Annotated in this window: 13 protein-coding genes; 7 read left to right on the top strand and 6 right to left on the bottom strand. The window is 70.0% G+C overall.

Annotation, left to right across the window (positions count from 1 at the left end; genetic code table 11):
- Positions 1-243: 243 nt before the first annotated feature.
- Both O0S08_RS32770 and O0S08_RS32775 read right to left on the bottom strand, forming a co-directional pair.
- Positions 244-2,481, bottom strand: coding sequence for a S9 family peptidase (locus O0S08_RS32770; protein ID WP_269033327.1), 2,238 nt, complete (start codon positions 2,479-2,481; stop codon positions 244-246).
- Between the two features lie 732 nt (positions 2,482-3,213).
- Complete coding sequence (locus O0S08_RS32775) at positions 3,214-5,682, bottom strand: VIT domain-containing protein (protein ID WP_269033328.1); 2,469 nt, start codon at positions 5,680-5,682, stop codon at positions 3,214-3,216.
- Between the two features lie 569 nt (positions 5,683-6,251).
- Here O0S08_RS32775 and O0S08_RS32780 point away from each other — a divergent pair.
- From O0S08_RS32780 to O0S08_RS32795, 4 genes are all read left to right on the top strand, one after another.
- The gene (locus O0S08_RS32780; protein ID WP_269033329.1) at positions 6,252-7,004 is read left to right on the top strand and encodes a dienelactone hydrolase family protein; all 753 of its coding nucleotides are present in this window, start codon (positions 6,252-6,254) and stop codon (positions 7,002-7,004) included.
- A gap of 57 nt (positions 7,005-7,061) precedes the next feature.
- The gene (locus O0S08_RS32785; protein WP_269033330.1) at positions 7,062-7,427 is read left to right on the top strand and encodes a hypothetical protein; all 366 of its coding nucleotides are present in this window, start codon (positions 7,062-7,064) and stop codon (positions 7,425-7,427) included.
- A 457-nt stretch (positions 7,428-7,884) separates the two neighbouring features.
- Positions 7,885-8,601: a hypothetical protein gene (locus O0S08_RS32790; protein ID WP_269033331.1), complete on the top strand. Its 717-nt coding sequence runs from the start codon at positions 7,885-7,887 to the stop codon at positions 8,599-8,601.
- Positions 8,602-9,045: 444 nt separating this feature from the next.
- On the top strand, positions 9,046-13,458 hold the full coding sequence (locus tag O0S08_RS32795) for a protein kinase domain-containing protein (protein WP_269033333.1): 4,413 nt from the start codon (positions 9,046-9,048) through the stop codon (positions 13,456-13,458).
- On the opposite strand, the gene O0S08_RS32800 is transcribed toward O0S08_RS32795, so the two are convergent.
- The 4 genes from O0S08_RS32800 to O0S08_RS32815 all read right to left on the bottom strand — a co-directional run bounded on the left by O0S08_RS32800 (position 13,459) and on the right by O0S08_RS32815 (position 17,296).
- Entirely contained in the window at positions 13,459-14,361 is a 903-nt protein-coding gene (locus O0S08_RS32800) for a GDSL-type esterase/lipase family protein (protein ID WP_269033334.1), read from the bottom strand. It abuts the gene before it with no gap.
- Positions 14,362-14,498: 137 nt separating this feature from the next.
- Entirely contained in the window at positions 14,499-15,104 is a 606-nt protein-coding gene (locus O0S08_RS32805) for an RNA polymerase sigma factor (protein WP_269033335.1), read from the bottom strand.
- 424 nt (positions 15,105-15,528) lie between these two features.
- Positions 15,529-15,972, bottom strand: a complete 444-nt coding sequence (locus O0S08_RS32810) for a hypothetical protein (protein WP_269033336.1) — start codon at positions 15,970-15,972, stop codon at positions 15,529-15,531.
- A gap of 496 nt (positions 15,973-16,468) precedes the next feature.
- Positions 16,469-17,296, bottom strand: a complete 828-nt coding sequence (locus tag O0S08_RS32815; RefSeq protein ID WP_269033337.1) for a TetR family transcriptional regulator — start codon at positions 17,294-17,296, stop codon at positions 16,469-16,471.
- A gap of 333 nt (positions 17,297-17,629) precedes the next feature.
- On the opposite strand from O0S08_RS32815, the gene O0S08_RS32820 reads away from it, so the two are divergent.
- The 3 genes from O0S08_RS32820 to O0S08_RS32830 all read left to right on the top strand — a co-directional run bounded on the left by O0S08_RS32820 (position 17,630) and on the right by O0S08_RS32830 (position 20,878).
- Positions 17,630-18,364, top strand: coding sequence for a helix-turn-helix domain-containing protein (locus O0S08_RS32820; protein ID WP_269033338.1), 735 nt, complete (start codon positions 17,630-17,632; stop codon positions 18,362-18,364).
- On the top strand, positions 18,361-19,524 hold the full coding sequence (locus O0S08_RS32825) for a hypothetical protein (protein ID WP_269033340.1): 1,164 nt from the start codon (positions 18,361-18,363) through the stop codon (positions 19,522-19,524). The genes O0S08_RS32820 and O0S08_RS32825 overlap by 4 nt, the downstream gene beginning before the upstream one ends.
- Positions 19,525-19,726: 202 nt before the next feature.
- Positions 19,727-20,878: an IS5 family transposase gene (locus tag O0S08_RS32830; protein WP_269033342.1), complete on the top strand. Its 1,152-nt coding sequence runs from the start codon at positions 19,727-19,729 to the stop codon at positions 20,876-20,878.
- Positions 20,879-20,939 lie beyond the last annotated feature (61 nt).

Genomic DNA, 20,939 nt, shown 5'->3' on the forward strand with positions numbered 1-20,939 from the left:
CCACGTGTCGCAGCGGTGTGCGAGGGGTGATTTCGGGATGCTGCGCACGGCTCCGCCGCCGGTACCGCGTGTTCACGCCCTCGGGTCGTCGCCCGCGTGGCTGGGCCCCGGTGGCCCGGTGGCGCGTTGCAGCCCCTCGATGATCCGTCGCCGGCGACGCGTTGTACGTCGCGCTCGCCGGGCCGATCGGGCTGTTGAAACGCTTCGCGCCGGGCCGCGGGCCGCGGCGCCTGAGCGTGTCGCTCAGGGCTCCTTCACCCCCAGGCGATCGAGCATCCAGGCGTACGTGAACGCCGTATCACGCAGCTTGTCGTAGCGCCCGGAGAGCCCCCCGTGCCCGGCCGCGCCGAGGTGGATCCTCAGCAGCACTGGGTTCTGGTCCGTCTTCGTGGCCCTGAGCTTCGCCACGTATTTCGCCGGCTCCCAGTACATCACCTGGCTGTCGCTGTACGACGTGCGCACCAGCACCGGCGGGTAGGCCTTCGGCGCGATGTTGTCGTACGGGCTGTACTGGAGCATCATCGCCAGCTCGTCCGGCTTCTTCGGGTTCCCCCACTCCTCGAACTCCTCGACCGTGAGCGGCAGCGACTCGTCGAGCATCGTGTGGATCACGTCGACGAACGGCACCTCGGCCACCACCCCCGCGAACAGGTCCGGCCGGAGGTTCACCACCGCCCCCATGAGGAGCCCGCCCGCGCTGGCCCCCTGGATCACGATCCGCCGAGGATCCGCCCACCCCTCCGCCACGAGCGCCTCGGCCGCGGCGACGAAGTCGGTGAACGTATTCATCTTCTTCTGCATCCGCCCGTCCTCGTGCCACCGCTTGCCCATTTCCCCGCCGCCCCGCACGTGTGCCGTCGCGCTCACCACGCCCCGGTCGAGCAGCGAGATCCGGGCCGACGAGAACCCCATGTTGATCGAGTGGCCATAGGACCCGTAGCCATAGAGGTGGACCGGGTTCTTCCGGTCCGGCGCCGCGCCCTTCCTGGCCACCACCGAGATGGGCACCTTCGTCCCGTCCTTCGCCGTCGCGAATACCCGGCGCACTTCGTACCGTGACGCGTCGTAGCCGCCCGGCACCTCCAGCCGCTTCCGCAGCGTGAGCGATCGCTTCGCCGGGTCGTATTCATAAACGGTCTCGGGCGTGATGGGCGACTCGTACCCGATCCTGTAGGACGTCGCCCCGAGCTCCGGGTTGGCTCCGGGCCAGACCGAATAGACCGCCTCCGGCAGCACGACGCGGTGCGACGCGTCGAGCGAGAGCTGCTTGCCCTGCATGAACCGCAGGTGGCGCACCCCATCCTCGCGCTCGACCAGCACGGTGAAGCCCTGAAAGGCGTCCGCCCCCTCCAGCATCACCCCGGGCCTGTGCGGCACCACCTCCTTCCAGCTCGCGCGTCCCGGCCTGTCGAGCGGCGCCGATACAAGGCGGAAGTTCACCGGCTTCGCCCCGCCCGCCGTCGCCGCCGAATTCGTGGTGATGAGCAGCTCCTTGCCCCGGTGCTCGACCGAGTACTCGTGCCCCTGCTCCCGCGGCTCCACCGTGACGAGCGGCCCCTCCGGCCTGTCCGCGCGCACGAAGCGCACCTCGCTCGTGATCCGGCTCTCGATGTTCACGAAGACGATCTCCCGGCTCCGCGAGCGGTGCACATGGACCCGGAAGCGCTCGTCCTTCTCGTCGTGCACGAGCGCGTCCTTCGCCGGCTCTTCCCCCAGCCTGTGCCGATAGAGCCTGTGCGAGCGCTTGGTGGTCGGGTCCTCCACCGTATAGAACACCGTGCGGCCGTCCTTCGCGAACGCCACGCTGGTGACCCGTTCGATGCGCTCCGGCAGCTCCTTGCCTGTGCGCAGGTCCTTGAAGCGCAGCACGAACTGCCTGAACCCCGTCGTATCGATGCCGTATGCGAGGACGCTCCCGTCATTGGAGACCGACTTCGGCCCGAGGCCGACGAACTTCTCGCGCTTCCCGATCTCGTTCAGATCGAGCAGGATCTCCTCGTTCGCCGCCTCGCCCCCCTTCACCGCCTTCCTGCAATGGATGGGGTACTGCTTGCCCTTCTCGACCCGCGAGTAGTAGAGATAATCGCCGTCCTTGTACGGCACGTCCACGTCCGTCTCGACGAGGCGCCCCAGCATCTCCTCGTGCAGCTTCTCCCGGAGCGGCGCGAGGTGAGCGGTCATTGCCTCCGCGTAAGCGTCCTCGGCCCGGAGGTGGTCGAGCACGTCGGGCGCGTCCTTCCTGCGCATCCAGTGGTACTCGTCGACGAGCTTCAGCCCGTTCGCGAGCTCCACCACGTGAGGCTCCTTGCGCGCCACCGGCGCCGCCGGCCCGGTGAGCCCCGCCTCCGCCGCCCCTGCCTTGTCGGGCGTAGGCGTGGCCATCGCCGCCGGCGCGGGCGGCTCGACCTGAGGCGGGGCCGACACGCAGCCCACGGAGATCAGGGTGGAGAGGAGCGGCAGGCGCAGGGACCGGAGCGACATTGGTAGATCCTACTTTCCTTTCCGCATGTGGCGGAAGAGTCGAGCAAGACCCCGTTCAAATGTTTTGGCTCAGCTGGAGGTGGGACAAGCCCCAGTCCGGTAGAAGGAGCCGGGGCAAGGACCGCCCATGAGGCAACCCGTGGCAAGTCGCCTCGAGCTCCTCGCGGCCGCGGCCGCGGCGATCGAACCGGCGTCCGCAAGGTCCGTGGTGGGGACGCGGCACCTGGAAGATCCGCCACGTGCCCAAGGTCGGCGAGGTCGTCTGCGCCCCAAGAAAAACCGAAGCAGCATGCGCCGCGTCGTCTCACGCGCACTCTTGAGCCCCGCCCAGGCGGCAGTGGCCGAGTTGACAGAGCGTGTCCGGGTGCTCCACGAGAAGAACGTCGCGCTCGACGGCCGGAAGTTCGTCGGGTGTAACCCGGCCGTCTTGGCGGCGGCGACCAGGTCGAAGTCGGAGCCGACCAGACGATCAGGTTGGTCGGTCGCGTCCTCGCGGCGCCGTCGTTGCCGTTGCGGAGGCGTCCGTGCGCGCAGGCGGGTTCGCCTACCGGCTCGTGATTCGCACACGCCCGTAGGAGCTCCGGCTCGATCAATGCCTTCACTTCCTCGATGCCCTCCTGACGGCGGGCGTGGAGCTACCCGCGTCCGAGCGTCGAGTATATTGATGGTCAGTTCGCGGAAGCTGAATGCCAAACTCGAGAGGAACATCGCGGATCGCCATGTGACGACCTCTCAGCCGAGACTGACCCTGTGCGTCTCGCGGAATGGCCAGTCGCCGTTCGGAAGCATCAATTGCCAGGCCGCCTCGACGAGACACTCGCCCATGCCCTTGCCGCGGGCGCTTGTCGCCTGGACATCGACGATCTCGACGCCGGTCGTCTCGAGCTCGAGCTCGACTTTCCAGCCGCTCGCCGGTTTGTGCGCGGCGACGCAGCGATCGACGGCGGGGGCCAGGAGGCTCTCGAGCGACGGCAACGGCGCTGCCCCGGACCCGCCCCCGCCCCCGCCGGCACCGACCAGGCCGAGCCCGCCGAGGCCGAGCGATTCGCCGATCTCCTCGCCGAGCAGGCCCTCGGTCGACGGACGGACGCCGGGCTCGGTGGCGAGGTACGAGGTCACCGGCGAGACCGCGCGGCCGGCGAACGCGACGCGCAGCATCTCCTCCTTCGTCAGCTCATCATGCTCGTCCTCGGAGAACACGAACGCGGCGGTCGCGGCGTCGAAGCCCGGCTCGTGGCGAACGACTCTGCGGAACGGGGTCGCCCAGATCTTGCCGGTGATGACGACGCTGCGCGTCGGATCTTTCGCGGCGATCATCGCCCGGTAGCCCGCGCCCTCGCGCAGCGTCTCGGGCACCGCCTGCGCCTCGGACAGGTCGACGCCGCGGATCGCGAAGTGATCGATGGCGATCGGTCGCACGAGCCCGAGCATCGTCTTCGCCAGCGCCTTGTCGCCCTCGGGGGCCGACACGGCGAACAGCACGCCTCGATGGCCCTCGGCGATCGGCGCCAGGTCGTGCGCGTCGTCGCGGCGGATCCACGCTTCGCTGTCCTGCTCGGGGATCACGAGGTGAGTGACCGTCGCGCCCGGCGCCTGCGCGAGCGCCGGGTCGGCGAGCGCGTTGCGGAAGCGGGTGCGCAGCAGTGCGTCGGTCAGCGCGACGATCCGCGTCGGCCCGTGGCGGCCCTGCAATGCGGTCGCGGCGAGCTCCAGGCCCTCGTCGAGCGCGCTGCCGTTGCCGCCGTTCAGCGTCCCGGCCGCTCGCGCTTTGGCCAGCGCGGCCGTGACGTCCTTCGCCGCGACGAATTGCCCGAACGCGCGGCGGGCCGTCCGGTCGAACGCGACCAGCTCGACCGACGCGTCGGGCACGTGCGACAGATAGGCGTCGACGATCCGCAGCTGCGCCGCGGTCTCCGCCTCGGGTACCGAGCGCGACACGTCGAGCACGAACACGACCGACGCGCGGCGCGGCAGCTCGCGCAGGCGCGGCGCGGCGTCGATCTCGAGGCGCGTGAAGCCGCGCTCGGCCGAGGCGACGACGCGGCCGAGGCGAGCGGCCAAAGTGGCGAGCGGCGGCGGCTCGACCTCGATCACGGCGTGGTCGCCGTTGCCGTCGCCGTCGGGCGCGTCGGGGATGAAGCGCGGCAGGTCGACCGCGGTCGCGCGGATCGGCGCCGCGCCGGCCTTCGCCGGCGTCAGCGTCAGCGACCAGGCGTCGAGGCTGCCGACGTCGAAGCCGGCGTGATCGGAGACGACCAGGTGCCACGCGCCGAGCGATGACATGCCCTTCGGGACAGGGTCCCTGGGGCTCTTCGGCGCCGGCGCGGGCAGGTCGAGCTTGAACGTGCCGCGGATGTCGTTGCTGCCGCTGTTACCGCGGGCGACCTCGACGTGCTCGCCGGCGGGCGTGACGAGGTGGACCTGCAGGTCGCCGGAGAACGTGTGGTCGATCTCGAGGTTGACCTCGGCGGCGAGCACCGGTTCGTCGCGCTCGATGTCGAGGCGGCTGAACACGTATCCCGCTCCCGGATCGGGCGCGCCGTCGCCGACCCACTCGGGCTTCGGCAGCGGTGCGAGCACGACGGCGGCGTCCGGCGCGACGCGGTTGCCGGCGACGCGGACGACCGTGCGCGCGTCGCCGTGGCCCGGGTCGACGCGCAAGATCGGCGCCGCCAGCGGCAACGTGCCGTCGGTGCTCGCGTCGGGCCGCGGGTACGTGATCACGTAGCGGCCGTCGCGGTACTCGAGCGGGGCGGTCAGCGTGTACTCGACGGTGTGGACGGTGCCCGCCAGCACCGGAAACACCCGCAGGTGCACCGAGTCGGCCCACACCCACTGCAGCAACGCCGGGTCCTTCGCCTCCCACGCGCCGATGCCAGTCAGCTCGCGGTACTTGGCGAGCGCCTCCTCGGCCTCCATCAATTCGCCGGTGTACCAGCGGTCGCGGGCGCGGATACGCAGGCCAGTCACCGCCGCGCCGTGGGCGAGGTCGATGCGCAGCGCCGCCTCCTCGGCCCGCGTACCGGCGTTGGCGAAGGTCCGGCGCACGCGGTAACGGGCGATCCCGTCCTCGATCCGCACCGTCGCCTCGTGCGACACCTCCGTCAGCGGCTGCCCGCGGGCGGACGCCAGCCGGTCGGCTGCGGCCGGCGCGGGCGAGAGGGTCGCGAGCACGGCGAGGAGCACGGCGGTGCGCTGCATGGGCCCTGCGACAATCGCCGCGTCGCGAAGTTCTCCGGCCGCACACGCACGCCGCGTGCGGCGGGCTCGGGAACCCCAACGACGGCGCGAGCGCTTCCGGCAACATCTCGGCCTCGCGGTGTGCCTGCCTCGAAGGTCGTCGTCGAGACCCGAACCCTTTCTCCCGAGGAAGAGAGGAAGAAGGGATCCACGTCACGAGCTCTGTCTCGAGGCGAGATCGACCCCCGCGGATCGCTCAAGCTCGTCCACGAACGTGGCGAGCGCGTCGAGGCGGTCCTTGGCCGTCAGGCTGCCCCCTCCCGGGGCAAAGTTTAAGGCGCTCGCAACGACACCCCGGAAGCACCAGCGCCATGGAGAGGACGCCGCCGTCGCGGGCTCGAAGACGGCAGCCTGAAAGCGCCTCCGAAAGGCCTGCCGGCAGGACAGCGACTGTAATGGCTCGCGGTGCTGGCCCAGATGCTGTTCCGCGACGCCGTCGCCGAGGTCGAGGACAGAGGCTCGGCGTGTTGCTCGGCGGGCGGGCGGCCGCGCAGGGTTGGGCAGCTGCCGGAGAAGGAGTAATACGGGGCATGACCGCGACCGAACCGAAGAAGCTCGAGATCAAGACCGACGACGGCGTCTGCCCCGCCCATGTGCACGGCGCCGATGGTGCCACCCGGCCTGGCGTCCTTCTCTTCCCCGACGCGGGCAGCGTGCGGCCCGCCTTGGATGAGGTGGCGAGCCGCCTAGCCGCGCTTGGGTACGTCGTGCTGCTGCCCCACATCTTCTACCGCGCCGGAGAGTACGCGCCCTTCGACCCCATGACCGTCTTCACCAACCCCCCAGAGCGGGAGCGGCTCATGACCCTGGTGCGCTCGCTCGACCTCGCCTCGGCGATGCGCGACGCGGGCCACTTCATCCGCACACTCCGCGAGCAGCCTGGCGTAGCGCCGGGGCCGCTCGGGGCCTTCGGCTACTGCATCGGCGGGCGCCTCACCCTCGCTACCGCCGGCACCTACGCCAGCGAGATCGGCGCGGCGGCGGTCATCCACGGCGGGGGCATCGCGAACGACGCCCCCGACAGCCCTCACCTCGCGGCCTCGAAGATCAAGGCGAGCCTCTACTTCAGCATCGCCGACGAAGACCAGAGCTGCACCCCCGAGCAACAGGGCAAGCTCGTGACCGCGCTCGCCGAGGCCCATGTGCAGTTCACCGTCGATCACTTCAAGGGCCGCAAGCACGGCTTCGCGGTGAAGGACTTCCCCGTCTACGACGCGGCCGCCCACGACACGCACTGGTCGCGCATCGTGGAGCTCTTCCACGCCTCGCTCCGCGCCGCTTAGCGCGTCCTCGTCAGTCGAACGAGGGCGTCTCGATGGGCTCGGAGGCCGCGCCGCGGCTTGTACCCGACGCTGGCGGAGCAACAGCTCGCGCCGAGCAACAGTGCGATCGCCAGCACGACGCGGCCGCCCGCGGTCGCTCGCGTGGTTCCTGTATCGCCAGCGCGGGCCGAAGTAGCCGAGCGAAACTTGAGTCGCGCAGCGTTCTGGCAGGTGCTCGCGTATTACCTCGACGCTGAAGCGGACGATGGCTTGAGCGACGGGGACTGGAGGTCCGAGCCCGACGCGATCGACATGGAACTGCTCGAGCACTGCAAGCTGCTCGAGAAGGACATCGTCATCGGCAAGACGGCCGAGCGCCTCACCGCCGGCGACGCCCCTCCATCGCAGGTTCACGCTGCTGGTCTCGGACCCGTTCTGGGTTGAGGTGAGCGAGTACCGCGCCGCGGAAGAAGCGCGAGGGGACCCGCCGCGAGAAATCGCGACCGACCGTCGATGTCTTCTTCGCGTAATGCGACGAGCAAGCGGCCGCTGTCCTCGGCGAGACGCCGATCGCCAGGGCCATCCACCATGCCCAGAACCAGCGCTCACGCGCTTCCTCGGCGACGGTCGCCTGCCGCTCGGGCTGCTGACCGCCGAGCAATACGAAGAGATGCTCAAGAGTTTATGAGTCATGCCGACCTGGCTCGCGCTAGCCGCGGCCCTCGCCGCCCCGCCATCCCCTGAGGGCCCCGTCCCCAGGGCCGCAAACTCGACCCCCGCGCCGACGAGCGCACCCGCGCCGACGACCGCGTCGACGTCCGCGTCGACGACCCCCCCCGCGAGCGCACCCGCGCCGACCGAGGGCCCCGCCCCCGGCCCGACCGCCGGTCCGAAGCTCTCCGTGCCGAGCTCGGTCAAGCCCTCCGGGACAGGTCCCATGGGGCCTGCATCTCCGGACAACCCCGCGGCGCTCGGCATGAGGCGCATGCGCGACGGCACCGTGCTGTACATCGACTCCGCCAGGCGCTTCACCGCCTCCTTCAACGACGACGGCACCGTCCGCCTCTTCAACCGCCGGGGCCGCGACCAACACGGCCGGTGGATGCCCCTCGCCACCCGCTGGGAGCTGCGCCAGAAGGGCCTCACCGCCATCGGGATCTCCGGTCCGATCGAGTGGCTGCTCTGGCTGCAGCATCGCCTGGGCGGCCCCGAGCTCCACGCGTCGGCCAAGGCCGCATTCATGGCCCGCACCGCCGAGGTGCGCACCCGGATGAGGATCGACTGGACCCTGCGCCTGCTCGACGACCGCTTCAACTTCCTCAACCGGGAGCTGACCGATCTGTGGACGGCCCCCGGCCGCGAGGCCGCCGCCAGGCGCGAGCTGCTGTTCCAGCGCTGGGACGAGTGCGACGAGGCGTTCGCGGTCAGCCCCGCGGCGTCGGCGATCGACACCGCGCGCGCCGCGACGGCCGAGAAGGCCCGCCGGCTGATCGAGTCTTTCATAAGTCGCCAGCTCCCGCGCTACTCGGCGAGCGGTTACACCAAGGCTGAACTTTCGGACATGAACCGCCGGCGCCGCAGCAAGCAGGCGTTCGAGCCGTACAACGCACGCCGATGAAGGACCTGGCGAGATCACCTCGTCGGTCGAGCCGCACTCAGCCGATCGATCCCACGGCCCCGGCTCTGGTCGCCGCGTCCTTTCCGATGCCGACCTCTCCCCCCTGAGCGCGAACGTTGGGCTGCCGAGCGCACGGTCCGGGAGCACGATCACGCGGAGCAGTTGCTCGCGCTCCGAACCAAGCTCGACACGGTCGAGGGAGAACGCAATGCAATCGCCGTCGAACTGGCGGCGGTGACAGCGCTTGCGTGGACGAGACCTGGATGAGTGTCGACTGCCAGGCGCGCCGCTTCAGCATCGTGCCCGAGTGGTGTTTCGACAGCGCGGATGACCGTGTATCACCGCGAGCGCGACCTGGAGCCGCTGGACAGTCTCCCGCGGAACCTCGTCACGATGACGAGGATGGGGCGCGGCGGGATACACTGACGAGGCGGGTCCGACGAAATGAAGGGTCACGAGCAAGGCGGGTCGTTCGAGCTCGAGCAGATGCGGCGCTCGCTCAAGCAGAAGCTGTTTCAACGGACCGCCGCGCCGCTGAAGATCCACCGATTCGTCGTCCTCGAGCGGCTTGGCGAGGGCGCGATGGGCGTCGTGTTCTCAGCCTACGATCCGCTCCTCGACCGCAAGGTGGCGATCAAGCTCCTGCGCGCGTACCCCGGCGCCGGCGAGGACCGGAAGCGGCGACGCCTGCTCCGCGAGGCGCAGGCGCTCGCCCAGCTCGCGCACCCGAATGTCGTCGAGATCTACGAGGCGGGCGAGCACGACGGCGCGGTGTTTCTGGTGATGAGCTTCGTCCGCGGTCGCACCCTCCGCGCGTGGTTCGCCGAGGGTCCGCATCCGGTGGAGGAGGTGCTCCGCGTCCTCATCGCCGCGGGTCGTGGGATCGCGGCCGCCCACGCGGCCCGCATCGTCCACCGCGACATCAAGCCCGAGAACATCATGCTCGGTGAGGACGGGCAGGTCCGTGTGCTCGACTTCGGGCTCGCCGCGTTGCACACCCGCGACGAGGAACGGACCAGTCACGACGCGGCCGGTCCGCACGAGTCCGACGCGGTCGGCGACGATCGGACGCGCACCGGTCTCCGGCTCGGCACGCCCGCATACATGGCCCCGGAGCAGCAGGCCGGCGCGCCTGCGGATGCGCGTAGCGATCAATACAGCTTCTGTGCCGTCGTGCACGAGGCCCTCCACGGCGTGCGGGTCGGGGACACGTCGGCTTCGACGGCAGTCACCCGCGCGGCTCGCCCGGTCCCGACCTGGGTCGTCGCGGTCGTGGAGCGCGGTCTCGACTCGGACCCTGCCACGCGCTGGCCGACGATGGAGGCGCTGCTCGCGGCCCTGGCCGCAGATCCGCCGGCGGCCCGACGAAGGTGGTGCGCGCGTGTGTTCGGCGTCGTCGCGCTGCTCGCCCTCGGCGGTGTGCTCGTGACGCTGCTCGCCCGCGGTGCGACGGCGTGGTCGCGGCAGCGGGCAGAGCTCGAACTCGAGGCCCGGTTCAGCGCGATCGAGCCACATCTCGATCGCTGGTCCCGCGAGGGTCGACTCGCCGATGCACGGGCGCTGCTGCGGGAGCTCACCGAGCGCCCCGAAGTACGAGGAACTTCGGCCCGAGCGCGAGCCTGGCTACGGCAGGCCGCACGCGAGCGCGCCGTAGGCGACCGCGAGGGGACGATCGAGAGCCTCGCCGAGGTATACCTCGAGGGACCCGACGGCCTCGAGCAGAGGGTGGCTCGGCGCGACCTCGCCGAGCTGTTCGGCGATGACCACGACTGGTACTCCATGGCCGCCGTGCTCGCGGCGATCGACGACGGCGCCCTGCGGTCCGACCCGGCACTGATCGATCTGGCGATCACCTCGGCGGCCGCCGGTCGCGATCTGGCGCGTGCGCTCGAGCTGAGCCGCGAGCCGGTCGTGTCGCCTCGCGCGCGCGCGCTGGCACCGGTGCTCGCTGCGCTGGCGGCGACCACTGCGACCACGCAGTTTGGTGTAGGTGCGCTGGGCCTCGACGCCGACGGCGACGGACAGCGCGAGTTCCTGGTCCGGGGCGAGCCTGCGGGTGGGGTCGCGGCTTTCACCCTCACTCGCGCCGATCCGACACTGACGCCGCTGCACCTGCCCGCCAGGGCGCCTCCCGGGCTCCTGCCACTCGCGTCGGCGCCCGTCGCGCCCGGGGAGCCCGAGCGGGTGCTCGGGTGGGACGGCGAGGACGGAGTTGTTCTGTCCTTCGAGACAGGTGCGGCGCGTGAGCACCTGCGCTGGACCGAGGGGACCGTGGTCGCGGGGGCGAGCGCCGACCTCGACGGCGACGGGTTGCGCGAGCTGTTCGTCGGCACGGGACCCTACAGCCGTCGCCTGCTCGAGCTGCGCCGGGCCGGCGCGGGCTGGGAGACCGCGAGCGCCTATCCGCGGACGCACGGCTCCGAGATCACGGCGCTCCTCGGCGCCGACCTCGACGGCGATCGCATCGACGAGCTGGTGGTCGCGGCCGGCCCCTGGCGCGCCTACACCGTACGGGTATTGCGGCGTCCGCATGGCACCGATGCGCTCGAGCTCGTCGATCAGCGCCAGCTCGGGCACGTCACCGGGCTTCAGACCCTCGACGCACCGGGGCAAGCGCGCCGGCTCGTGGTGCTCAAGGGCGATCGCAGCGCCAATCGGCGGATCTTCCCGGCGAGCAGCCCGAGCGGTGCGCCGCCCGGCGTGTACTTGTTCGAACTCGCCGACGACGCGCTCGTTCAGCGGGCCTTCCTCCCGGCTCCACGACGCCTGAGCCACGAAGCTCCGCTCGACCTCGCCGGGCTGCACGTCGGCGACCTCGACGGCGACGGCCGCGACGACATCGTCGTGCACGTCCGCCGTCGCGTGGAGTGGCGCGACGCGACCGAGGACGCACTGCGGCCCCATGCGCACGGCATCCTGATTCACCGGCAGCTCGCCGAAGGTGACTTCGAATCGCTGCTGGTCGGCGGGATCGCCCCGCTCGCGTTCGCCGAGCTGGACGGCGACAGCGCGGCTGAACTGCTCGTGCGCGACACCGCGGGTGACTCACGGATCTACGCCCTCGGCGTCGGCGAGCGGGCGATGCCGCCGATCCCTGGCCCGCTCCCGACGCCGGCGCCGGACGATCCCTGGGCCGCGCGGGCGTGGAGTAACGCGGAGCGGCTCGTACAGCTCGGCTTGCGTGAGCGGGCGATCGCCGTGCTCGAGCGGTCGGCCGAACCGAGCACCTCCCCCGCGGCGGCTGCGAGCCTGCTGCGGCGTGCGGCCGAACTCGGTGAGCTGGGCCGGCAGTACGAGCGCTCCGCGGTGCTGTACGAGCGGGCGGCGCGGTCGCCCGAGCAGCGCGAGGCGGCGCTGTGGGCCGCGACCCGCGACTATTTCCGCGTCGGTCGCTTCGACGACGCCGCCCGGACCGCCGGTGAACTGTTGCACGAGGGCCTGCTCGATCCAACGCGTCGCCGTCAGCTCGAACAACTTCGGGACCTCGCGCTGGAGTCGACCGCCGAGCCGCGCCGGATTGCATGGACTTTCGATCGATCCCTCGCACCGGCCTGGCGCATCGTCGATCCGCTGGCACTACGCCGAGATCCACACGAGGCGACTCTGCATGTGCACGCATTCGCGGATCGCGGGACGATCGCCACGCTCCCGATCAGCTGGGATGCGCGGCAATTCACCCTCGAGCTCGAGCTCGAGCTGCTGCGCGCCGAGTGGAGCTCTGGCGTACGTTTCGAGCTCGCGCCCCGAGGCGGCGAGCCGGGACAGGCGGTCGAGCTCGGGCTCGGGGCCGGAGGTGGCGGCGGGATCGCGGAGCAACGGATTCACTGCAAGGTCCCAGGCAGCGACCGCGGCAAGTTCTTCATGCCGCCCGGCGGCAGCGGCGTGGGGCTTCCGCCCCGACGCGTCGTGGTCCGGCTCGACGTGCTACCGCTCCTCGGCGAGTGGGCCTGCGTGTTGACCGACGCCGACGGCCACGTGCAGCAGGAACGCGGCGCGCTCACGGTGGCACCGACACCGGGCGACTACGAGCTGCGGATCGCCGGCCACGCGGGCCGGCCCGAGGGCACGAGCGCATGGATGGAGCTCGCGCTCCGTCGCATGACCCTCATCGGCGTCGAGATCACCGAGCCCGACCCCGACGACCCACAGGCTCGCCTCGCGCGCGCGCTCGTCGAGGGCGACCCGGTTCTGGCGCTCGCCGCCGCCGCGGATCCGCGGCTCGACGCGGGGTCGACGGAGCTCGGGCGCGGGGCAGCGTTACTCGAGCTCGGGCGCTGGGACGAGGCGGCCGCGCTGCTGGCCCCACGGCTGGGTCCGGAGCCCTCGCCCGAATCGCTGCACCTGCTCCGCACGCACCGCGCCGCGTTCGCTCCGCTCGCGCGCGCGGCGGATCCGGCCGAATTTCCGCGGCTGTTCTGGCGCGCGTGGTCGGTCGCAGCGACCCATGGCGTCGATGACCCCCAGGTCGATCGCGCGCTTCTGGAGGACCTCGCCGATGTGATGATATGTCCTGAAGGACATATCATCACATCCATGGAACTCGGGCTGCTGCTCGCGCGGGCCCGCGCGAGCGCGAGCGCGGGCCGCTCGGGCGACGCCGAGGCGGATCTGTCGCTGGCGCTCGCGGCGATCGCCGAGGGTCGTGTACGCGGACCAATCGAGGGTGACGGCGAGCACACCGAGCTCGCCGCGGCGCTGTCGATCGAAATGGCCGACCTCGCGGCCCGCGCCGGCCGTACGAGCGAGGCGCGGGACCACCTACGAGACGCGCTCGTGCGCGCCGACGATCGGCTCTACGTCACCGCGTTGGCGCGCCGCCGGCCCGCGCTGGCTGCATGGGTGGAGCCTGGCCTCTGATCAACAGCCGGCCGCGTCGAGCGCGAGGCGCCAGCGCGCCGCCATGTTCGCATAGCCCGTCCAATCGGGGTGGAGCCCGTCGAGGATGGTCGCCGTCGGGAAGAACGTGTTGTGGTCGACGATCCGGACGTCTTGGCCGATCGCCTGCCGGGCGGCGGCGACACCGTCGAGCTGGGCATTGTAGGCATTCACCTCACTGTTGAGGTAAGCGTATGCGCCGGTCATCGGGATGATCTTCGCCATGAGGATCGTCGCCCCGGGGTTCTTCACCCGCAGGTTCTCGAGCAGGACATTCAGGTTCGCCAGCGCGGTCGCATGCTGCGGCCACCCGCTCAGGCGGATGTCGTTCGTGCCGCTGTGCAGCAGGATGATGTCCGGGTTGAAGCTCGAGGAGCCGAGGGTTCCGACGGTCCACGCGATCCCGGCGTTGGTGTACCCCGAGTACCCTGAATGCGCCGCCTGCCCCCATGCGACCTGCAGGGGCGTCGAATGCTCGACGAGGGCGCCGACCATCTTGATCGGTCCGACCGTCGGCGACGGCACCTGAACGAAGCCAGCGACCAAGTGCGCCCGGTAGCCGCCGTGGTACGTCCCGGTCGGGTCTCCCTCCTGCGCCGGGTTCGAATTCCAGCCGTAGGTGATCGAGTCGCCCAGCGCGAGGATCCGGCACGGGGCGCCCGCCTCTTCCGGCGGCGCCGCCGGTGCGGCGAATGCTCGCTGGTCCGCTGCGCCGGACCTGTCCGGCGGTTCGTCGCCGTCCGCAGCCGACGCGCCCAGTTTCTGCGGGTCCGCCGTGTCGGGCCCGTCGCCCGCGATGTCGACGACCTCTCCCTCGGCATCGACGACGAGCGCGTCCGGGTCGTCGCAGCCCGCCGCAAGTGCGAGGGTGACGGTGATGAGCATCGAACGATGAGTTGTCCTGTATGGTGATTGCATGACGATCCTCCGGACGCCCCTGCACGGCGCGCCCTGTCGTCACGGTCTGTAACGGCAGCCGGGATTTTAATTGTGCGACGGACAAAAAAATCGCGGACGCGGTCTCATCGGTCACGATCGACCAGCGCGCGCAACGAACGCGCCCACGTCTCGAAGTCGAGCGTCGCCTGACCGAGCGAGCCAGCCTGACGCTCGACCTCGGCGGCCAGCAGCTGCCGCGCGCGGCGGATCCGGGTCTGCGCCGTGCCGTGGGGGACCTGCAGCACGTCGGCGATCGCCGCCGAGGTCATGTCCTCCCAGTAGTGCAGCTCGAGCACGAGCTGCGCGTCCAGCGGGATCCGGCGCAGGCACTCGAGCAAGATCTGGTGCTCGCGGCGCTCCGCGATCACCGCGCTCGGCCGCGGGTCGAGGTCGTGCAGCGAGACCTCGCTGATCGCCACCGCAGCGCCGCCCCGCTGCCTCTCGCGGTAGAAGTTGAACAGCACGTTCCGCGCGATAGCGAACAGGAACGCCTGGAACTGCCCCTCGCCGCGGAAGCGCCCGCGACTCTCGAGGCAACCGAGGAAAGTCTGTTGGACCAACTCCTCGACCTCGCCGTGGACCTTCGTGCGGAAGAAGCGGACGAGGCGCTCGAAATGGCGATCGAACAACCGCTCTCCGGCCGCCGCATCGCCCCCGTTCCACGCCTCGAGCAGTGCTTCGTCGCTCACCACGACCCCGAGCCTACCCGCCCGTCCGCCCGCCGCCAACCGCCGCACCACCCGCCTGCGCGAGCGGGAGGCGAGCGCGCGCCAGGTCGAGCTCGGGCCAGGACGGTCGCCCGGAGAAGTTTGCGATCGCCGCTCGCAGCGGAGCGATGGCGGTGGTCATCCGTGCCGAATGCGCGGTTCCCCAACTCCGCTCCGTGAGCCGCTCCCGAGCCTTTCGGCACAGGAGCTCTCGATCCTCGTCCTTGGGCTTGAGTCCCGCATTCGCATGCTGCAGATGCTGGACCAGGGGAAGACGCTGGCGTCCGGGGTACCATCTCAAACTGATGGGCCTGCTCGCCGATCTCCCCGCTGGACGCCGCGGTGTTCGCTTCACCCCACCGCTCGACCTCGCGCCGATCGACGGCGACGAGCGCCCCGACGTCCTCTACGCCCCCGATCGCAGCCTCGCCTGGCAGTTCTTCCTCAAGCGGGTCCGCACCACGAACTGCTGCGGCGCGACGCCTACCGGTGCGTCCGTGGCGTCTTCATCCACTACCCCTCGCTCCTCGAACCGGAACGACGGTCGCTGCACGTCCATCACCATCTCGAACAGCATCAGCGCCGCGTCGGCGAAGAGCGACAGCGTTGCAGCTGCACCGAGAGCGTGCTGGTCGCCTGTACCGACGCATTCGTGCTGGATCCGTCGATGATGGGCGCGCCTTCGTCCGAGGATATCGATGCCCAGGATCGATTCGCGTCCGATCACCTGGTGCGCACCGCGGCAAGTGCCGTGCGCGAGGTGGCCCGCATGCGCACGGCCGCCGATGAGGCCGGCAAGCGCCTGCTGACGCTCACGCTTGAGGCCGATCTCGGCTTCCCCATCCACCACCCACGATCGAGGGGTAGCTGCGCCGCGTCGTTCGTTGCTCTCTCGAGCGTCGTCACGAAGCTCCTGGGGCTCCGAGAGAGCAGCGCGTCTCGAGAAGTGGCCAGCCCAGCGTTGATCGCAGCTGTGTGGAGCTCGCGGAGGGCATCGTCAACCAGGATGGCCATGGATGTTTTGTGGCAACCAGAGGCACCCAGAGGCAACCCGTGGCAAGTCGCCCTCCCCGCCCAAGCCCCTCCGTGTGGAGATCCGCGGCGTTTGGCAGCGGAGGGGCTTTTGGCGAGGATGGGTCAGAACTTGTTCCACAAATACCGGCGCGCGCGCTCCGGAACCGGCGACTGCGAGCGCCTTCTGGTACGGCGACGTTTCGCCGCGTTCTCAAACCGACAAGGTTCCATGTCCAGGGGACTCTCGCAGCGTACCTCAACACTGGCAAGGACTGCGGCATCCGCAAGGATCACGGCGGCCTTTCGGGCACGTGAACCTCGCCACGCGCGTGTCACGGCGCGGTCGCGCGGCGCATGAATTCGAGGTAGACCGCCAGCGCCTCGGGCTGCGCGTAGCGGTCGTCGAGGGCGAGGCGGTCGCCGAGCGCGAGCAGGGCGCCCCACAGCATGTAGGCCCACAGCTCGGTGTCGCCGCGGCGCAGCTCGCCTGCGGCCATGGCCCGGCGCAGGCTCGGCTCGGCGTTCATCACCATGCGGTGCAGGGCCTCGCGCGCGCGCGCGGCGACCTCGGGGTCGCGCCCGTGGGCGGCCGCGCCGAGCAGGTTCGTCATCGTGCGGAAGCCGGCAAACCGCGACAGCACCGCCTGCGCCCGCAGCCGTGCCTCCTCGCCCAGCGGCAGCCCCGATTGCACCTCCGCCCGCGCGCTCGCCGGCACCAGCGTGAAGCGCAGACGATCGAGGCACTCGACGAACAGCTCGCTCTTGCCGGCGAAGTATTGATAGACGGTCGCCTTGCCGACCCCGGCCGCGCGCGCGATCGCCTGCATGTCGGCGCCGTCGAACCCGCGCTCGAGGAACAGCCGGGCCGCCGCGTCGAGGATCGCCGCGCGCCGGTCGGCCGCGCCGTCGCGGCGCCGTCGCGGCCGCTTGCGGGCCGTCCGCGGCCGCAGGCGGGTCTGAAGCCGCTGGCGGATCTCCCCGAGCCCGAGCCCCTGGGCCCGCAGCGCCTTGATCTCCCGCAGCCGCTCGACGTGCTCGTCACCGAAGACGTGGAGCCGCGGACCCAGAGTTTCGGGCCGCGGGAGCAGACCGAGGTCGAGGTAGTGGTGGATGGTCGAGCGATGCGTGCCGCTGACCCGTGAAAGCTCCGCGATCTTCATCCTCGCGCCGATCTTGACCGGCCGTTTTGTCTTGCACAACCGCATTTTTGCATAACTCAATTTATGCGAAAAGATGGCATTTCAGTGTCTTTTTTCAGCCATTTCCGCCGACCATGATAGCCTGTCTTCGTGGAGTTCTCCCCGCGCGATCGAGCGGTTCGAGGAGGAAATTTCGTCACGGTGTCGAGTACGAGAACGCCTCGAGGTCCATGAAGCAGGTTCAGCTCGTGAACCGCAGTGCTCGACCTCGGACGACAACGGAGGTTTGAGCGAGGTGCTGGAGGCGATCGATCTTGGCCACTTGTCGAACGAGCTCCGGTATCGTCCCAGGCCGTGCCGAGACGCAGCGACATTGCCGTGGCCCAGCGATTCCTGGCATCGGCGCGGTTGGAGCGCCACCGTAATGGGATCGGGTACGTCGCCGTCGTCGTCGCCGGGAGCTACGTCGAAGCAGGAGACTCGGGTCGATTCCGGCTCAGCACCGGCTCCGTGGTCTTCCACCGCCCCTTCGAGGCGCACGCCGACCAGTTCGGTACCGCCGGGGCCGACGTGCTGAACCTGCCGCTTCCAGTCAATGCACCGGATGTGCCGGTCGCCATGTTGCGGAACCTCGATGCTGTGGTGCAGACCGCCGAGCGGGACCGACTCGCCGCGTCCGGCCTCCTGTCCGCCTTGTGCGTGGCCGCCACGGAAGGGCCCGGGGACTGGCCGGACTTGCTCGCCGCCGCGCTGCGCGAGAACCCGTCGCTATGCCTCACGGAATGGGCGGAGGCCACGGGCCTCACGGTGGAGACGGTCGCCCGCGGCTTCAAGCGCGCGTACGGCGTCTCACCCAAGCGCTACCGGGCCGACGCGCGCGCGCTCCGTGCATGGCGGACGATCCCCGGCTCGCCACTGCCACTGGCACAGCTCGCCCAGAACCTCGGCTTCGCGGACCAGGCTCACATGACTCGTGACGTGGCCGCGCTGACGGGCCGGACGCCGGCGTCGCTGAGGCGCACGCCGAGGCCGGAGGGTCAACTGGATTCAAGAACACTCGGCCGCGAACGGTTATTCGAGGAGGAATGAATCGACGCGACTGCCTCTTCGCCCTGTGCCGACTCCCGCTCGTCGCGGCGGTCGGCTGTGCCACCCGCGGCTCGCTCGTCCCCGCCGCCTCGGCCTCACGCACCCGCTGGAACGTCACCGACTCCGAAGGCCTGGACGCGCTCTGCTTCCTCGGCCCGCTGTCCGGTGACCCATTCTACACCGACAACTATCCCGGAGAACTCGCGCGGTTCCTGCCCGGATTCAGCGCCGAGGCCATCGGCACCGTCCAGCAGCTCAAGGCATCCGCGAAGGAGCAGAGCGGTCTGCTGGGCCCTTTCCTCTGCATGGTGTTCTCCGCCGGGCCCAGCGAGACACTCGCCGACCTGCGCGGCTCGCTCGCGGAGGCCGAGCAGCGGCTGCTCCCTCGCTACCGCACCAGCCCCTACTGGGACGACAAGGAGTGGGCCTGGTTCATCGAGGCACGGCCGGCGCTGACACGGGTGCTCGATGCGCTGGCGGCCGCCGACTTTCCGGTGTTCCGCCGGCACTTCCTCGGTGACCGGGTGGAGCGGCGCGTGGCGGCGCTGCGACAGCGACTGACGGGGGTGGACATCATCGCCGAGCAGGAGCGGCTGCTGGGCCGCCGGCTGCAGCCGGACATCACCATTCACCTGGTGCACTTCTCCAGGCCGCACGGCATCAAGATCATCGGCCAGCGATTCATCTCCCATCTCGACTATCCCGACGAGACGGTCATCCGCATCGCCGCGCATGAGATCCTCCATCCCCCCTTCGACGTCGAACACCCCGCGATTCGTGATGCGCTGGAGGTGCTGCGCCGCGACCCCCTGCTCACCCGGATCGTCGCCGAGCATGACCCGAGCTTCGGGTACACCACGCTCGACGGGCTCTTCGACGAGGACACGGCGGAGGCGCTGGATCAACTCATCAGTGAGCGGATCGGCGTCGCCCGGTCCGCCGGTGAGCGCTGGCGGGGCGTCGACGACGGCATGCACGTGCTGGCCGCCGGTCTCTACGGTCTGCTCAAGACCGACGGCTTCGACCGCACTGGCGGAGCCATCCAGGATTGGCTGGGAAGGGCCGCGCGCGACGGGCGGCTGGCCCCGGACTCGCTTCACCCCGCGGCTGCCTCGGTGCTCGGACTCCCGAGCGACCGCCTCTGGTCACCCGCGACGTGAGCCCTGATTGCAGGCCCCTTTTGGGACCCTGGCGTGACGATCGGCTGAACGCCCGACCCTCATCGCCAGCATCGAGCTCTTCTTCGAGCCGGCGGGCCCGCGTCGAGGCGCTAGCAGGGTGCTGAAAAAGAGCAGCGTAACCACACACCGGAGACAGAGCTGAAGGTCTTGCCGGGCATGCGCGATTTCGTACATTGGTCGTATGCGCGGCATCAAGGTCCCCCAGTCCAGCATGATCTGCCTCGTCTCGCCCGAGTCGAAGATCCCTGAGCGGCACCCGCTGCGCGCGGTGAAGAAGCTCGTCGATGCGGCGCTGAGGGACCTCGCGCCGGTGTTCGAGGGCATGTACTCGACCATCGGGCGGCCATCGATCCCGCCGGAGTCGCTGCTCAAGGCGACACTGCTGATGGCCCTGTTCTCGGTCCGCAGCGACCGGTTGTTCTGTGACCAGCTCGGCTACAATCTCTTGTTCCGGTGGTTCCTCGACATGGACATGACCGAGGATGCGTTCCACCCGACGACCTTTACCAAGAATCGCGAGCGGCTCATGGATCACGACGTGGCCCGCGAGTTCTTCGCGCTGGTCGTCGGCCAGGCGAAGGCCGCCGGGCTGATGAGCAGCGAGCATTTCTCGGTCGACGGCACGCTGATCGAGGCGTGGGCATCGCTCAAGAGCTTCAAGCGCAAGGACGGATCGGTCGAGGAGAAGCCGCCGGTCGAGGAGAAGCCGCCGGTCGAGGAGAAGCCGCCGGTCGAGGAGAAGCCGCCGGTTGAGGATGCGAAGAACCCGACGGTCGACTTCCATGGCGAGAAGCGCGGCAACGAGACGCATAGGTCGACTACCGACCCGGAGGCCAGGCTCGCGCGCAAGGGCAACGGCAAGGAAGCCAAACTGTCGTATGCGCAGCACGTGCTGATGGAGAACCGCAACGGGCTCATCGTCGACATGTGCATCACGCACGCCCATGGACGCGCTGAGGTCGAGGCCGCATACATGATGCTCGAGCGCAACGATCCGACACGAAGCCGACGCACGGTCGCCGCCGACAAGGGCTACGATACACGCGACTTCGTCGAAGGCTGCCGCCGGATCGGCGTCACTCCGCATGTGGCCATGAATACAGGCCGCAGCGGCGGCTCGGCGATCGATGGCCGCACCTCGAGGCATGAGGGCTATCTGCTCAGTCAGCGATTCCGGAAGCGGATCGAGGAGGTCTTCGGCTGGGAGAAGACAGTCGCCAACTACCGCAAGACCCGATTCCGAGGAAAACAGCGCAACGAGATGGCGTCGCTTCTCATCGGCGCCGCCTACAACCTGCTTCGGATGGCCAAGCTGCTGCTGCCCATCGCATGAGGCCCCTCGGGCAGGGGGCCCCCTGGCCCGAAGAAGGCCCCGGAGGCCTCTCGCACGGAGG

Source organism: Nannocystis punicea (genome assembly GCF_026965555.1).
Lineage (GTDB): Bacteria > Myxococcota_A > Polyangia > Nannocystales > Nannocystaceae > Nannocystis > Nannocystis punicea.

What these genes read in the sequence shown, in the direction of transcription:
- O0S08_RS32780 (WP_269033329.1), top strand. Translation starts at nt 6,252, where the DNA reads ATGACCGCGACCGAACCGAAGAAGCTCGAGATCAAGACCGACGACGGC.
- O0S08_RS32825 (WP_269033340.1), top strand. Translation starts at nt 18,361, where the DNA reads ATGAATCGACGCGACTGCCTCTTCGCCCTGTGCCGACTCCCGCTCGTC.
- O0S08_RS32800 (WP_269033334.1), bottom strand. Translation starts at nt 14,361, where the DNA reads ATGCTCATCACCGTCACCCTCGCACTTGCGGCGGGCTGCGACGACCCG.
- O0S08_RS32770 (WP_269033327.1), bottom strand. Translation starts at nt 2,481, where the DNA reads ATGTCGCTCCGGTCCCTGCGCCTGCCGCTCCTCTCCACCCTGATCTCC.
- O0S08_RS32815 (WP_269033337.1), bottom strand. Translation starts at nt 17,296, where the DNA reads ATGAAGATCGCGGAGCTTTCACGGGTCAGCGGCACGCATCGCTCGACC.
- O0S08_RS32795 (WP_269033333.1), top strand. Translation starts at nt 9,046, where the DNA reads ATGAAGGGTCACGAGCAAGGCGGGTCGTTCGAGCTCGAGCAGATGCGG.
- O0S08_RS32830 (WP_269033342.1), top strand. Translation starts at nt 19,727, where the DNA reads ATGCGCGGCATCAAGGTCCCCCAGTCCAGCATGATCTGCCTCGTCTCG.
- O0S08_RS32775 (WP_269033328.1), bottom strand. Translation starts at nt 5,682, where the DNA reads ATGCAGCGCACCGCCGTGCTCCTCGCCGTGCTCGCGACCCTCTCGCCC.